The following is a 15,455-nucleotide window of genomic DNA, read 5'->3' on the forward strand; positions in this document are numbered from 1 at the left end:
ACTGTATAACATTATTGGAGTATCAAAAGGTACTACCGAATGTTCCCATTCCACTGGAGGTCCACCGATGTCCGCTCGCACCGCCGTCATCATGATCGACATGCAGAACATGTACCTGCAGCAGGAGAAGCGCGACCGCTTCGGCTGGCCGCCCATCTTCCGTTTCGACGAAGTCGTGGCCGAATGCGCAGCCCTGCTCGCCGAGGCCCGCGCCCAGGGCCTGCCCGTCATCTACACGCGTCAGATCAGCCGCGCCGACGGCGCCGACGCGACGCCGGCGATGCGCAAACTCGCCGCGACCCTGCCGGACCCTGCGGACAACGCCGTGGCCGATGACGCGGCGTGGGGCTCCCAGGTACTCGACGCGGTCGCTCCGCAGGCGGGAGACATCGTCATCGAGAAGCTGCGGTGGGACGCCTTCTACGCGACCGAGCTCGACAGCATCCTCCGCAATCTGGACGTCAATCGTCTGGTGATCGCCGGACTGCAGACGAACGCGTGCGTCGAGACGACCACACGAACGGCGCTAATGAAGAACTTCGAGGTCGCCGTGCCGGAGGATGCGGTGTCGACGGACGGCGAATCGCTGCACGTCAACGGGTTGAACGCCTTGCGCGTGCTCTACACCGAGGTTGCGCCGTGGCGCGAGCTGCTCGAACCCGGTGCTGCGTGGGACCGCGCTGTCACGACGCCGAACTACGGGCGCGTCGACGCCGTCTGACGCGGCTGCCGCTCCGCACGGCAGAAGGCGAACCGCATGAGGGAAGGCCCGTTCCGCGGAACGGGCCTTCCCTCATGCGGTTCACCTTCTCTCAAGCGGTCGCGGTCGCGGCTGCGCGATCGACTGAGCCGTTGGCGATCGACTCAGGCCGCGGCGACGGCGACGCCCATCGTGGCGACCGAGAGCGCCATGCTGACCAGCTCGACGGTGGCGAGGGAGCGATGCTCGCGCACGGCGATGACCGCCAACCGCGACGTGAACGCCAGATACGCCGCGACGGCCGCCACCAGGATCAGGCCGAAGACACCTCCGGACATCCCGGCATGGTGCTGCCCCTGCGAAGATATGCCGAGAGCGGCATGCGCTCCGTGGCCGGCCATCGCGACGAGCATCGCGGCCATGACGAGCAACCCGGTCGAGGTGTGCAGCACCATGCCGGTGTGCCGACGAGGGGTGCGTTCGCCGGCTTCGGACGCCGGCTGACGCGCCATGCGCAACCGCAGGGCCGACAGCATCGCGACGACGACGAGCACCGCGCTCCACGTGAAGGGGGTGAGGAGCGCGGCACCCGTCGCGACGTCGACCATAGCCACGAGCATCACGATGGCGGCCAGCAGGTCACCGGCGCCGCGTCGCCCGCCCGCGGTGCAGCACACACCGACCGCGGCGGGGAGCAGCGCTCCGAGATGCAGGGCTTCGACCATGATCGACGGTCAGTGGCCGGCGTGCGAGCCGTGGTCGTGCGAGCCGTGCCCGGCGTGCTCGTCGTGCGAGTGCCCGGCGTGCTCGTGCTCGTGCCCGACATCGCCGTCGTGCCCGTGCGAGCACGCTCCGACCGCCTCGCTCGCCGGCACGTTCAGCGTCGGGTTCTTCCCGAAGAACCCGTACGGCTTGAGCGTGAACTTCGCGTAGTCGACCGGCATGACCGGCCAATCCTCCGGCCGCGGGAAGTGCGTCGGCCCGAAGGTGTGCCAGAGCACGATGTCCTCGCCGTCGACGGACGCGTCGTCGGCGATGTACTTGGTGAGCCCGTCGCCGCCCGGGTTCTGGTGGACGAAGTCGCCTGCCGCGTATCGCTCCGCCGGGTCGTACTTCGTGACGAACAGGTGTTTCGTCGCGAACTCGGCCCGCTTCGCGATGGAGGACGCAGGGTCGGCCATCATCGTCGGCGCGTCCTGCGGGTAGAGTACGTACCCGGTCGGCCGCCCGAGGCGGTTGGTCTGCTCCGTGTTCACGATGTGCCAGGCACGCGCGACCGACGCATCGGCGGTCCGACCGGACACGGCCTCGCTCGTCACCCGCGTCGCCCGCTTGGTGAACGCGTTGCCGTGCTCGTTCCCCGGCCCGATCGGCACACGGACCGCGTCCACCTCGTCGACCGCGTTCGACAGGCCGTCGACCATCATGTCGAGCCGTGCGCTGAACAGGTGCTGGTGGTACGGACCACCGAGCCCCGGTGCGACCTCAGATGCGTACGGGTAGTCGTTGCCGTCTTCGTCGAGGCCGGGGTAGGCGGAGGTGAAGAGGATGCCCGTGAGCTTCGACTCGCACTCGATCGTGCCGTCGAGGTAGAGGTACCAGTAGAAGCCGTAGTCGTAGTTGCCGACCGTGGTGAAGAAGGAGATCACGAGGCGACGCGACCGGCGGACCTCGTTCGACTCCGTGAACATGTCGCTGTGCTTCCAGAGGGTGCCGAAGTCCTCCTCGTGCATGCAGATGCCGTTCTCGATCGTGAACGGGTTGCCGAGTTCGTCTGCGAGTGTCGCATCGAAGTACGTGATCTCGCCGACGCAGTCGCAACCGAGCGCGAGCGAGTTGGTGAAGCGGCCGAAGAGGTACTCGCCGGTGTCGAAGTAGTTCTGCCAGAACCGCACTGGCGATGGGTCGCCGTAGGGCACGAGCATCTCGTTGATGGACGCACGGTAGATGATCGGGCGATCCACACCGTCATCGTTGAACGACAGCTGCCGGAGGACGAGGCCCTCGCGGGTGTCGAAACCGATCTGGAACTTCCAGTTCGCCCACTCCACGAACTCGCCGTCCACGGCGAAGCTCGGGCCCTCCGGCTGCGTGATCACGATGGGCTTGAGCGTCGTGAGCGGTGCGCCCTGGACGGCCGGATCGTTGAAGTTGCCCGACTCCGCGGGGATGGCGAGGGGCGTCGCATCCACCAGCCGGGTGATCGTCCGCGACGCCGTGTCGACGTACGCGCTCAGACCGTCCACGGGGTGCGCCCACGGGTGGTCCTCCGGGTAGTCCTGTCGGAAGGCCAGCACCCGCACGATGCGACGGCCCACCTCCTCCGGGAAGTCGTAGTACCCGGCGGACAGCGGGACCACAACGACCTGATCGACCGTGCACCCGCGCGCCGCGAGGGCGTCGACCCAGGCCGGGTCCTCCGCCACGATGTCGGCGACGGCCTCGAACTCCTCGATGAGGATCGGCAGCTGACCCGTCGACCCGTCCAGCAGGTGCGAACTGGTCACGGCCCCGGCATCGATCGACACGATGTTGTCGGTCGACGCGCCAGCGGCCATGTCGAGGAGCATCACCCGGGCGGTGCGCTCAGGGAGCGGCGCGGCTCCGTCCTGCCAGGCGAGCACGTCGCGCTTGTGGGGTTCTTCGAGGCCGACGTACGCGAAGCGGCTCGTCGGCGTGAAGAGCGGGGAGGCGGTCACGATGTCGCGGATGCGCTCGAACTCGGCGGCGGTGAGGCTGGTGAGCGGGTGTTGGGGCGGGGTGGGGATGGTGGTGTCCGGGGTCGATGACGGGGTGGTGATGGTCATGGTGGTGCTCCTTCACGGTGGTGGGGCTGGCCCTTCGACAGGCTCAGGGACCGGGGTGACGTTGGGGTGGGCCCTTCGACAGGCTCAGGGACCGGGCTTCGACGGGCTCAGGGACCGGGGTGAGGTTGGGGTGGGCCCTTCGACAGGCTCAGGGACCGGGACTCAGGGACCGGGGCGGCGCGATCAGTCGGAGATCGCGTCCATGATGGTCAGGTAGGCGGCTGGCTTCGTCCGCTTGAGGACCGCGGCCTGAACCAGCCCGAAGAGCGGGAAGAGCACGATCAGCGCGAGCAGCACGGCGCTCACGAGCCCGAAGACCGGCGCGCCCTTCGCGTTCACGTCGCCGACGAGCATCGGGAAGTTCACGATGATCACGATCGCCGCACCCACCAGTCCGATCAGGCCGAGCCCAGGGGCGACGACCGTGTTCCACAGCCGCCTGTCCTGCTTGGTGCGGGCGAAGTAGACGATGACCGCGAGGCTCGTGACCGCCATCAGGATCGCGATGGCGAGGGTCGCGACCCCGGCGAACCAGGTGAACACCTGCAGCACCGGGTCGAGTCCGAGGACGGCGAAGATCACGACGAGGACGCCGGCGGTGATGCTCTGTACGATCGACGAGGTGTGCGGGGAGAGGTGCTTGTGGTGCACCCCGCCGAGTCGGGACGGCAGGACTCCGGCGTTCGACATCGAGTGCTGGTAGCGAGTGATGACGTTGTGGAAGGACAGGACGCACGCGAACATGCTGGTCACGAGGAGCACGTTGATGATCGCCTCGCCGACCGGCCCGAGGTACATGAGCGTGGTCTTGAGGATCATCGCGCCCGGGTCGTCGCCCGCGACCTTGATGACGTTGTCCGGTCCCCACGCCATCACGAGCGCCCAGGACGCGAGTGTGTAGAAGACGCCGATGCCGATGACGGCGATGTAGGTGGCGCGCGGGATGGTGCGGGCCGGGTCCTGGGCCTCGTCGCGGAAGATCGCGGTCGCCTCGAAACCGATGAACGCGGCGATCGCGAACATCAGGCCGATGCCGGGGGAGCCGGAGAAGATGTGCGCCGGTTCGAAGGGCGCCGCGGAGAGCCCGGAGGCGCCGCCGCGGATCGCGACCGCCGCGACGAGCAGGAGCACGATGCCCACCTCGGCGACGAGGAGCACCCCGAGGACCTTGGAGCTGAGGTCGATGTGCCGGTACCCGAGGAAGCCGACGATCGCGATGCCGGCGAGCGAGTACAGGTACCAGGGGATCGTCGGTCCGCCGAGGCCGGACACCGTCACGCTCAGCAGGTAGCCGATGTACCCGTGCACCGACACCTGGATGGCCGTGTAGGTCAGGAGTGCGAGGAACGCGGTCGCGAGCCCGGCCGGGCGGCCGAGGCCGTAGCCGACGAAGGTGAAGAACGCGCCGGGCTTCGGCACGTGCCGCGTCATCGCGGCGAGGCCGACGGCGAAGAGGAGCAGGATGACCGCCGAGACGACGTACATGCTCGGGAACCCGACGCCGTTCCCGAGCAGGATGCCGAGCGGCGCCGCGCCGCCGACGACCGTGAGCGGGGCGGCCGCGGCCACCACCATGAACACGATCGCGGTAACGCCGAGCGATCCGGTGAGGGTTTTTGTGGGGGTGCCCGCAACGGCTGCGGGGTCTTTCGTGACGCTCATGGGGTGATCTCCTGGGGTCGGTGGTGCCGGTCGATCGGGATGGCAACCAGCATCGCCGCCGCCTGTTGCGCCGCCGTCTCGGCCCGGTAACACCCTCCGCACCCTGAATGAGACGGCTGCGGGGAGCTGTCTCATTTGGGCTACACGAACTGGAAACACGACCGCCACGCCGGTGCAACGAGCGCCGCCTACCCTGGCGGTATGACGGCCTTGGAGCGTGCGATCAGCAACCCGCCGGCCGTCCGCGGCCTGGACACCCGTTCCCCCGTGGACGGGTTGGACCGTCGCAGCGTCGGGTTCGTGGACGTGCTCGCACAGTCGGTCTCGGCGGTGGCGCCGTCGGCCGCGGCGACCACGATCCCGTTGCTCGTCACGGTCATGGCCGGCGGGGCGACGGTGTGGTCGCTCGCCGCGGCGATGGTCGTCTCCCTGCTCGTCGCCGGCACCATCAACGTGTTCGCCAAACGGATCGCCGCCACCGGGTCGCTCTACACCTTCGTGTCGAAAGGACTCGGGACGGGTGCGGCGTTCGTCGCGGGGGTCGCGCTCCTCATCGGGTACGGCTTCATCGCGATGTTCGCGCTCGCCGGGGCCGGCTACTACCTCGCCATCCTGCTGCATCGCTTCTGGCCGGGGATGCCCGGTTCGTCCGTTGTGGTCGGGGTCCTCATCGTGGCGATGGCCGCCGTGTGCCTGTTCGTGCTGGTGCGCGGGATCCGGGTGTCGACGCGGGTGACGCTGCTCGTGGAGACGGCGTCGGTCGCGATCATCCTGGTGCTCGTCGGTGTGCTGCTCTCGCAGTTCGGGCCCGTCATCGAGTGGTCGGCGCTCGCCGTGCACGCCGATCCGGCGAGCTTCGCCGTCGGGTCGGTGCTCGCGATCACGGCGTTCGTCGGGTTCGAGAGCTCGGCGACGCTCGGGGTGGAGGCTCGGCGACCGTTCGCGAACATCCCCCGGGCGATCGGGTGGACCGTCATCGTCTCCGGACTCGTCTACCTCGTGACGTCGTACAGTCAGCTCGTCGGGTTCGCCGGCCTCGGCGAGGACATCACCATGAGCGCCAGCCCCATCAACGACCTGACCCGCGCGTACGGCGTGGAGTGGTTGGGACTCCTCCTCGACCTCTCGGTCGCCGCCTCGTTCCTGGCCTGCGCGATCGCCTCGATCACGGCGCTCGTCCGGGTCCTGTTCGCGATGGGGCGGGAGGGGGTGCTGCCGTCGCGCTTCGGGCGGACGCATCGCCGGTTCCACACCCCGCACATCGCGATCCTCGTCGCCGTGCCGGTGGTGACGGTGGTGCCGATCATCGCGATCGTCCTCGGCAGTGGCGTGTGGGCGGCGATGCAGGTGCTCATCGTGGTGGCCGCAGCCGGGTACATCACGGCGTACATCCTCGTGTGCGCCGCCGCGCCGGTGTTCCTGTGGCGGATCGGTGAGGTCACCGTGTGGCCGGTGCTGCGGGCGCTCGTCGCAGGGGCCCTGCTCACGCTCGCGCTCGTCGCGTACCTCGTGGTCGAGGCCGGGACGGGTCGGCGCGTCGGCGTCTGGTCGTTCCTGGCGCTGATGGTGGCCGGGGTGCTCGTCTGGTGGGTGCGGCATCGGCACCGGCCGTGGTTGAACTCGACGGTCGGCGTGTTCGATGTGACGGTGCGCCGCGATGTGCTCGGCGGAGATGCGGGGGACGGCGGGGGCGTTGCGGGCGGTGATGGCATCCGGGGCGGCGGCAGCGGCGGGGGCGGATCGTCGGCGGATCCACGATGAGCGGGGCGGGCGAGCTCCGCGCGAGGCAACCGAAGGCGATCCACAGTGCGCTGGCCGTGCTCGAAGAGGTCGCCCGGTGCGGTGCCGGTGTGACGGCGCAGGAGGTGTCCGCGGGCCTCGACATGCCCAGGGCCACGACGTATCGACTGTTGAATCTGCTGGTCCAGGACGAGTACCTCGTGCGGATGCCCGATCTGCGCGGGTTCGCGTTGGGGCGGAAGGTCGTGGAGCTCGCGCACCTCGTCGCTCCGGCGGCCCCGGCGGCCCCGCCTCCGCCGCAGGCTGCGCGTGAGGAGATGGCGCGGATGCGCGCCCGGGTGCGCGGTGGTGTGCACCTCGCGCGGTACGACGGTGATCGCATCAGCATCGTCGATCCTGATCCGGACTTCCCGTTGAGTGACGAGGAGCGGATCGTGCGGCACCTGGACGCGTCGGCGATCGGTCGTCTGCTGCTGCATGAACTCGTGTCGACCGGCGCGGACTGGACAGGTCTGGTCGAGCGGCCGCAGGTCGACGTCGCTGCGCTCGCCACGGAGATCGCGCGTGTCGGGTACGCCAGGCAGCTCGGCGAGCTCACGCCGGGGTATGGCTGTCTGGTGGTCCCGATCCGCGACATGCGCGGGTCGCTCGTCGCCGGTCTGGCGCTGTCCGCGCCGAATGTGCGCGTCGAGCGTCCGGCAGAGCTCCTCGACGTGATGCTGGACGGCTCCCGTCGTCTCGCGCCGTTGCTCGGCTGACCCGGTTCCTGCCCTCACCATCGCGCATAACTCCTTCGATTCGTCCGGCCCCGCCAGCGGACCCGCGGAAAACCGGGGTTCCGCCGCGGAGACCCTCGAATTTGAAGGAGTTATGCGCGATAGAGGACGGGCCGGGACGCGATGCCCGGCCCGCGCGGGGTCAGTCCGTGATGACCACAACTCCGGAGGGGGCGTCGAGCAGATCGACGGTCCGCTCGGCCGCGCGGTCGATCTGCACCCGCGGCTCGGCCGGGATCGCGCCCTCGTGGTAGGTGCCGGGACCGTAGAACTGGCCGTAGGCGAGCACGATGCCGCCCTCGGCGAGCACGGACCGTTCTAGCCCGGCGACCGCATCGGCGTCTGGGCCGGGGGCGAGGTCCCACGCGACCGTCTGCACGAGGAGTTTCGACGCACCGGCCGCACGGGCGGCATCGATGACGTTCTGGTTGCCCTCGGTGCGGATGCGCGCGTTGCTGCCGGCGCTCGCCGGGATGTCGGCGACATCGTCCGGAAGGTCGGTCAGCTCGTTGATCACTACATCAGGGTCGAACGCGGAGACGGCGGCGATGAGGGCGTCGCGGTCGTAGACGTCGACGACGATCGGCTCTGCGCCGAGTTGTACGAGCAGTTCGGACTTGCCGGCGCTTCGGGTCATGCCGCCGACCGTGTGGCCCGCGGCGACGAGCAGTGGGACGAGTCGCTGACCGATGACGCCGGTCGCGCCGGCGAGGAAGATTCTGGACATGGGATGCCTGCTTTCTGTGGGTTCTGTTTCGGGATGGGTGTGGGGTTCAGGGACGGGTGGGGACGTGAGGTCGACGTCGGCTGTGTTCACCGCGGCGGGATCGTCGACGCAACGCTGTCTGCGCGATGAGGCTCGCGAGGGAGAGGACCAGCGTGAGCGCGGTGTAGGCGACGACAGCCGGGATGGTGCCGATGGCGCCGACGAGTTGGCCCTCGATGATGATGGGCAGCCCGAATGCGAGGTAGGAGACGACATAGATCGCCGCGACGGTCCCGGCCCGCTCATGCGGTCGGGCGAGTGGGACGATGAGCCGCAGCGCAGCGGTGAACGCCGCACCGAAGCCCACACCGGCCAACGCCTGTCCGACGATCATGATCGTCAGACTGCCGGCGAGCACTCCGCCGATGATGCCGAGCGAGCCGACGATCGCCGAACCGATGCCGATCGACATCGCGCGTCGGGAGTCGACACGGGCGAACGCCAGCCCGATGATGGCCGACACGGCCGGTGCGACGAACCCCGCCAGCCCGTTCAGGAGGCCGCTGTCGAGATGGAACACGCTGCGCACGAGGCTCGGTGAGATGCCGCCGGACAGGCCGGCGAGCATCCACACCGCCGCGACGGCCGGTGCCGCTGCTGCGAACTCGGCCCGCGCGTCCGGTGGGATCCTGAGCGTCGGGATGAGGGACCGGAGCGCTCCCGGGCGTCGGCCGATGGTCTCCGGGGCGAAGACCATCGCGATTCCGCCGATGACGGTGAGGAGGATGAGCGCGATGAATGTGATCCCCCTCGCGGCGGCGGTGAGCTGGATCGCGATCCCGGCCAGCAGCGAACCGGCCGCGAGGCCGCCGGTCAGGCTGACGCTGCCGAGGATTGCTCCCAAGCGCTTGAGGTGCGGTGGGGCGAGCTCGACGAGCGCCGCGGTGAACGCGGCCGTCGCGGCCCCGCTCGACACGCCCTGCACGATGCGTCCGGCGACGACCCAGCCGACGTCCGGCCCGATCAGAAACAGGACGTTCGACGCGAGCTGCACGATGAGCGCGGCGATGAGCACGGGACGACGACCGATGTGGTCGGACAGTGAGCCGAACACCAGCACGGCGACGAGGAAGCCGACGGCGTAGACGGCGAACGCGAGGCTCAGCATCGCGGGCGGGAAGCCCCACTGGCGTTCGAAGAGCACGAGGAACGGGGTGAGCGATCCGGCCGCGAGGTACAGGCTCGCGAACGCGACGGCCGCGCCGCTCATCGCGAGCGCGGGCGACAGGGTGTGTCGGGTGCGCTGGGTGTGCCGGGTGCCTGGCCGGTGCTGGTCGTCGCTGGTGCTGGTGCTGGTGCTTGTGCTGGCGCTCGTGCCGACGGCGCCGCCGATGTCGCCGGTGTCTGCTGACTGGCTGCTCGTCACGGGTGCTCCTCGGGTGAGTGGGTGTCGCTGGGGCGGGTGTCGGATGCGTGATGCCCAACGGTTTCGGGTGGCGCAGTTCCGACTGTACGCAGCGGGTGGCCGGGGAGTATGGTCCACTTCTATGGAGAAAACGCAGACCAATTTGACGCGTGTGCCGCTCGGGACGACGGGTGTCGACCTGCATCTCGAACTGCGCGGCCCTCGCCTGCGGGCCGGTCTGCTCGGCGCGCTGCGGGAGGCGGTGCGCGATGGCCGGCTCGTCCCGGGGAGCCGGCTCCCGGCATCGCGGACGCTCGCCCTCGATCTCGGGATCGCCCGTAGCACCGTGACCGAGTGCTACGCGGAACTCGTCGCCGAGGGGTGGTTCACGGCGAGGCAGGGGTCGGCGACGCGGGTGGCGCAGCTCGCGACTCCTGGTGGCGCGCGCGTCGAGGGGCAGGGTTCCGCGCCGCATGACCGGGCGCCGGTCCACGGGCTGGCGCCCGGGGCGTCCGTCTTCGCGGAGTTCCCGCGGGCGCAGTGGGCTGCCGCCGCCCGTCGAGCGATCACCGCCGCGCCGCCGAGTGCGTTCGGCTACGGAGATCCGCTCGGTCGGCGGGAACTGCGGGCGGCGCTCGCCGACTATCTTGCTCGTGCGCGCGGGGTGCGCGCCGATCCGTCTCGCATCGTCATCGCGTCCGGATTCCATGACGGCTTGGGGATTGTGGCTCGTGCGCTCGTCGCGAGAGGCGCCGAGACAGTTGCCGTCGAGTCCTACGGACTCGGGCTGTATCGGAGCGTCCTGGCCGATGCCGGCCTGCGGATTCCGCCGATCCCGGTGGATGAGGACGGCGCGCGCATCGTCGCGTTGGTGGGGTCCCTCAGCGCCGACGCGGTGCTCCTGACCCCTGCGCACCAATTCCCGACGGGGTTCGCGCTGTCACCCGAGCGGCGGGCGGCGGCGCTCGACTGGGCGAGGACGACCGGGGGCCTGATCCTGGAGGACGACTACGACGCTGAATTCCGGTACGACCGCAAGCCGGTCGGCGCGCTGCAGGGGCTCGATCCGGAGCGCGTCGTGTACTTCGGGACCGCGAGCAAGTCGCTCGCGCCCGCGCTCCGACTGTCGTGGATGGTCGTGCCGGAGCACCTCGTCGCCGATGTGGCGAGGGCGAAGGGGAGTGTCGAGACGGTGAGCGTCCTGGACCAGTTGACTCTGGCGGAGTTCATCACCGCCGGCGCGTTCGACCGGCATGTCCGTGCCGGGAGGCAGCGGTACCGGCGGCGTCGGGAGGAGCTCATCGAGGCATTGGCTGCGCGCGCGCCCAGGGTTGCCGTGACCGGGATGGCCGCTGGTCTGCAAGCGGTCGTCCGGCTCCCTGCCGGGACGGAGTCGCGGGTGGTGGCGGACGCCGCGCGCCGCGGTTTGAGCGTGACCGCGATGTCCGAGTTCCGGCATTCGGCCCTCGATCCGAAGCGGCCGGGCATCGCCCGTGCCCCGGGCTCCGGTGTCAGCATCCCTGCTGCTGTCCCGGACACCGACACTGCTGCCACCGATGCCATCGTCGTCAACTTCTCCGCCGTGCCCGACAGTGCTTGGCCGGGCGCGCTCGCCGCCCTCTGTACGGTGATGCCCGTCGACTGACGCGCCCGCCGCGCCGGCCCGACCGCCCGGCAGAAGGTGATCCGCACGAGAGAAGGACGCAATTTCAGGAATGTGCCTTCTCTCGCGCGGTTCTCCTTCTGCCAAGCGGCTTCTGCCGGCCGGCTTCTGCCGGGCGGCCGCCAGCTCAGGAGTGCGGCACGATCGCCCACTTGGACCACTCGTCTCGTGCCTCACCGACGGGGATGACCTTCATCACCCCGTACGAGAGCCCGTAGTAGAGCGCGCCGTTGTTCGAGAACCCGAGGAACCGGTTGTGTGAGTCGCGGAATCGTCCCTCCCTCGTCCAGGTCCACCGTGCTCGTTCGCTGTCGCACTCCGGGGCCGGGAGCCAGTCCGCGTCGCCGACGACATCCGGGCTCGTGGACTCCAGCGAGACCAGGCAGTATCCCCGATGGTCTTGGATGACCATGCGGCCGTCCAGGTGCACCCGGGTGCTCAAGCGGTCGCTGTAGCCGTGCTCGGTCGCGGCGGGATGTCCGCAGTTGTAGAGCCAGCCGTACGACGTGGAGACGTCCACGAAGTTGTCCCACAGGCACACCTTGCCGCCCCACCAGCCGGAGGCCCGTCCCGCCCACGCCTGGATGGCGACGTCCGGCGGCGACGGCACCGCGACGTATCCGAGGTCCCAGGAGAGCCGGGAGTTCATCGCCGCGGACGGCCGGTAGGTCCGTGGAGTCGCAACCGTCGAGAGTTCGCCGCGGCTGCCGTAGAACGTGTCGACGGAGTCGGCGTCGTCCGTCGTCAGCACGTTGAACCCGATGCTGCGCTGCCAGGCGAGATTGATGCGCACGTCTGCGAATTCGTGGGCGGTCGCGCTCTGCGACAACCTGTCGCTGAGCTGGAAGCAGCAGGAGGAATCGTTGTGGTAGAACGCTTCGGTGATCGGAATCGACTCGTTCTTGCCCTGGGCGATGTTCGGAACCCCGATGTCCCGGACATGGTCCGTCCGCCACATGATGTAGTCCGGAACGGCCGCGAAGTTCCCGAGCGCCTTGTGATTGGCTCGCACGACCATCGCCATTTCGGCCATCGTGCCCTCGCTCGTGTTCGCGACGGTCAGTTCAGTTGGCGCGGCGAAGTCGCCCTGCGGACTCGGCTTCGACGTGGTGCGCACGAAGTCCGACGAGTCCTTGACGAGGACTTCGACGCTCTGGACGAGGCTCCCGGGCTGGCTCGCCCAGAGCGCGACGGCACGGGTGGCGTTCGACTGGTACGACTGACCTGGTGCGTCGGGGATGGTGATGGGGAGGTTGTTGATCTGATCTGCGATAGCCGGTGCCATCAACGGCGCGACGCGTATGTCGTGGGTGATCCCCGCCTGTCGGAGGGCTTCGACGTAGCGAGCGGGCTCGGGGTACTCGGACATCCTGATCTTCAGGACGACGCGCTTGTACAGCTCAGCACCCGGATGGCGTGCTGCAACGTCTTGGATGAGGCGACCGACGGGCAGGATGCTCGAACCGTCCTTGATCTCGAGGAAGAGCGTCGACTGTCCGTTCTGATCGAGATACCGCAGCAGCATCTCCTCGATCGTTGCCACCGTGTGCGCGGTGGGCTGCCTCGTCGCCGTGTTGACGAGTCGCTTCGCATGGACCTCGGCGAGCGTCAGGCGGTCGAGCCGTTCATTCGAGCCGGTGAGGGATATCGGGTCGAATCCGGGTTCGAGCATCCTGCCGACGGTGGCGTCGTGGAAGGCGACGAGCTGTCCGTCCTTGGTCTGTCGCACATCCGTCTCGATCGCCGCGCGGCAGTATCGGTATGAGGTGTCGAACGCGGTGAGACTGTTCTCCGGGACCGCGGCGCTGAAGTCGCCTCGATGTCTGATGGCGAACACCGTGTCCTGGGTCACCCCGATCACGTTGGACTGTTCCTCGTACTGCTGCTGCCAGGTCGGGCACCATCCGGCGCGGTCATCTTCCGCAGCGAGGGGGTTCGCGTTGACGGGTCCGCCGGTGGCTGCGGTGAGCAGCATCCCGGCGGCGATCACCGTCCACGCGATGACGCGGGTCGACTTCGTGGTTCTGTGCATGCGGTCTCCTTCGCTGTGGCGCATCTGAGGTCATCAGATATATCGCGGATCGCACTGCGCGCGTCGAAGTTATCCACAGGGCTCACGATGGCGTCACGGCGCGGGACAAGGAGAACCGCGCGAGGGAAGGACGCATTCTGCGCAGACGTCCTTCTGCCGTGCGGTTCACCTTCTGCGAGGCGGCGCGTCACATCGTGCGCTTGACCTGCCCGTCCAGGAGGGCGTCGGCCGCCTCGACGAGCCGGAGCGAGACGACGTCGAGCCGCCGCAGCGCCTCCCGTCGCTTGAGGGTATCCATCGTGAGTTCGCCGTCGAAGATCTCCGCCAGCCCGTGCTGGTAGTGGGATCGCACGCCCTTCGCGGCCTTCCGGGCGGCGAGCAGGTGGCTCTGCGATTCGGGGAGCCGGATCGTGCGGACGCCCTCTTCGAGGTGGACGAGTGCGTCGGCGATGGCTTCGAGCGCCGCTGCGCCGCCGGACGGGATCTGCACCTGCCAGAGGTCGAGTTCGCGGATGAAGTCGCGCACGTTGTCGAGGACGTCGTCGATCGATCTGGACGCCCGGAAGATGTCCTCGCGATCGAGCGGCGTGGTCAGCGAGCTCGACATGTGGTCGATGAGCCGCGCACGCGCAGAATCGCCGCGGTGCTCGATCTCTGCCATCTCGGCTCGCCCGGTCTCGGTTCGCCCGGTCTCGGTTCGCCCGGTCTCGGTCAGGGCCGCGTCACCGAGGCCTGCCCTCGCCTGGCCGGCCCCTGCCTCTCCGGTACCCGCAACAACGTCATCGGCGCGATCCGCCGCCCGCGCGACGGGTTCGGCGCACACCTGCCTGGCCAGTTCGACGCCGTCGATGGTGTGCGCGATCTGCCGCAGCAGCAGCTCCGGGATGGTGCGGCGCTTGCGGCGTCGGAGGCGATCGGTGAGCTGATTCATGGTGGTCGGCCTTTCAGGAGGGTGACGCTCACACGAGCGGCAGGGGTGAGAACAGGTGCGTGAGCAGCTGGGTCAGCAGGTACGCGATGGCTGCTGAGGCGGGCAGTGACCACAGCCAGGACAGGGTGATCCGCACGACCGGCATCCAGCGCAGTGCCCGCCATCCGCGGGTGAGCCCGGCGCCGACGACCCCGCCGACCATCGCCTGGGTCATGCTCATGGGCGTTCCGACCGCGGCGCCGACCGAGACCACGATCGCCGCAGAGGTCTGCGACCACAGCGATTGGACCGGACTCGGTGAGCTCGCACCGTGTCGGAGTGCGCGCCCTGAGCGGCGCAGGCCGATGAGGGTGCCTGCGCCGAACAGCGCCATCCCCGTCGCCACGTGAATCGGCCCCCGGGCTGAAGCATCGATGGAACTGCCGCTCGCGACGGCGACGAGGAACAGCACCTTCTGCCCGTCGTTCGCCGAATACGCGAGGGCGAGCGCTCCGAACGCGGCCTTGCGGGCGCCGGCGAGCACCGCGTCGGCGCGCAATCCGCCGAGGTGGAGCGGGAGCCGCGTCAGCCACCAGGCGAGCAGGGCGGCGGCGATGGGCGCCGTCGTCGCGATGACGAGGACGGTGACGATGCGGCGCACATCGACATCCGCGCCGGTGGCCAGGGAGGTTCCGGCGAGGGCGCCGACGATCGCGAGCGTGATGCTGTTCGGTGCGGAGAGCGCGACGGAGAGGCTGATGGTCGCGATGATCGCGATCAGGAACGCACTGAGTGCGGCATCGGAGGCGGCTGGTCCGGCGGCCAGCGCATCGAGCGAATCGGCGACGTGGTGGACCCCGAGCAGCGGGGCGATGGGCAGAGCGCCGACGATGACGAGTGGAGCCCAGCGGCCGGTGCCGCGCGACGTCGACTGAGCGATCGACGCGAGCGGTGATCCGTCGTTCCTCCCGGTCAGGAGCACGATCGCACACGCCGATGCCGCCACGATCACGTCCATGCTGCTCCTTCCCGATCGCCACGCAAATCCTCGTAG

At 69.1% G+C, this 15,455-nt stretch carries 12 protein-coding genes; 4 read left to right on the top strand and 8 right to left on the bottom strand.

Going from position 1 to position 15,455, the window contains the following annotated elements:
- The first annotated feature begins 67 nt into the window (after positions 1-67).
- Positions 68-721, top strand: a complete 654-nt coding sequence (locus ACL9RL_RS17630) for a cysteine hydrolase family protein (RefSeq protein ID WP_422781593.1) — start codon at positions 68-70, stop codon at positions 719-721.
- 143 nt (positions 722-864) lie between these two features.
- Here ACL9RL_RS17630 and ACL9RL_RS17635 read toward each other — a convergent pair whose 3' ends face one another.
- The 3 genes from ACL9RL_RS17635 to ACL9RL_RS17645 form a co-directional block, all read right to left on the bottom strand.
- Positions 865-1,425 (bottom strand): hypothetical protein, encoded by a 561-nt coding sequence (locus tag ACL9RL_RS17635; RefSeq protein WP_422781594.1) that lies wholly within the window; start codon positions 1,423-1,425, stop codon positions 865-867.
- A gap of 9 nt (positions 1,426-1,434) precedes the next feature.
- Positions 1,435-3,507: a primary-amine oxidase gene (locus ACL9RL_RS17640; protein WP_422781595.1), complete on the bottom strand. Its 2,073-nt coding sequence runs from the start codon at positions 3,505-3,507 to the stop codon at positions 1,435-1,437.
- Between the two features lie 183 nt (positions 3,508-3,690).
- Entirely contained in the window at positions 3,691-5,169 is a 1,479-nt protein-coding gene (locus ACL9RL_RS17645; RefSeq protein WP_422781596.1) for an APC family permease, read from the bottom strand.
- 201 nt (positions 5,170-5,370) lie between these two features.
- Here ACL9RL_RS17645 and ACL9RL_RS17650 point away from each other — a divergent pair, with 201 nt between their 5' ends.
- Positions 5,371-6,930: an APC family permease gene (locus tag ACL9RL_RS17650; protein WP_422781597.1), complete on the top strand. Its 1,560-nt coding sequence runs from the start codon at positions 5,371-5,373 to the stop codon at positions 6,928-6,930.
- Positions 6,927-7,667, top strand: coding sequence for an IclR family transcriptional regulator (locus tag ACL9RL_RS17655; protein WP_422781598.1), 741 nt, complete (start codon positions 6,927-6,929; stop codon positions 7,665-7,667). Before ACL9RL_RS17650 ends, ACL9RL_RS17655 begins: the two co-directional genes overlap by 4 nt.
- 160 nt (positions 7,668-7,827) lie before the next feature.
- Here the strand turns inward: ACL9RL_RS17655 and ACL9RL_RS17660 are convergent, their stop codons facing one another.
- Together ACL9RL_RS17660 and ACL9RL_RS17665 are read right to left on the bottom strand one after the other, a co-directional pair.
- Positions 7,828-8,412 carry an SDR family oxidoreductase gene (locus tag ACL9RL_RS17660; RefSeq protein WP_422781599.1) on the bottom strand — a complete coding sequence of 195 codons (585 nt, stop codon included), beginning with the start codon at positions 8,410-8,412 and terminating at the stop codon, positions 7,828-7,830.
- Between the two features lie 46 nt (positions 8,413-8,458).
- Positions 8,459-9,817: an MFS transporter gene (locus ACL9RL_RS17665; protein ID WP_422781600.1), complete on the bottom strand. Its 1,359-nt coding sequence runs from the start codon at positions 9,815-9,817 to the stop codon at positions 8,459-8,461.
- A gap of 121 nt (positions 9,818-9,938) precedes the next feature.
- On the opposite strand from ACL9RL_RS17665, the gene ACL9RL_RS17670 reads away from it, so the two are divergent.
- Positions 9,939-11,441 (top strand): PLP-dependent aminotransferase family protein, encoded by a 1,503-nt coding sequence (locus ACL9RL_RS17670; RefSeq protein WP_422781601.1) that lies wholly within the window; start codon positions 9,939-9,941, stop codon positions 11,439-11,441.
- 145 nt (positions 11,442-11,586) lie between these two features.
- On the opposite strand, the gene ACL9RL_RS17675 is transcribed toward ACL9RL_RS17670, so the two are convergent.
- From ACL9RL_RS17675 to ACL9RL_RS17685, 3 genes are all read right to left on the bottom strand, one after another.
- A complete protein-coding gene (locus tag ACL9RL_RS17675; RefSeq protein ID WP_422781602.1) occupies positions 11,587-13,491 on the bottom strand; it encodes a glycerophosphodiester phosphodiesterase family protein in 1,905 nt (634 codons plus the stop codon).
- Between the two features lie 187 nt (positions 13,492-13,678).
- On the bottom strand, positions 13,679-14,422 hold the full coding sequence (locus ACL9RL_RS17680) for a DUF47 domain-containing protein (RefSeq protein ID WP_422781603.1): 744 nt from the start codon (positions 14,420-14,422) through the stop codon (positions 13,679-13,681).
- A 28-nt stretch (positions 14,423-14,450) separates the two neighbouring features.
- Complete coding sequence (locus ACL9RL_RS17685) at positions 14,451-15,419, bottom strand: inorganic phosphate transporter (RefSeq protein ID WP_422781604.1); 969 nt, start codon at positions 15,417-15,419, stop codon at positions 14,451-14,453.
- Positions 15,420-15,455 lie beyond the last annotated feature (36 nt).

The sequence above is a fragment of the Plantibacter sp. Mn2098 genome (assembly GCF_049319745.1).
Classification (GTDB): Bacteria; Actinomycetota; Actinomycetes; order Actinomycetales; family Microbacteriaceae; genus Plantibacter.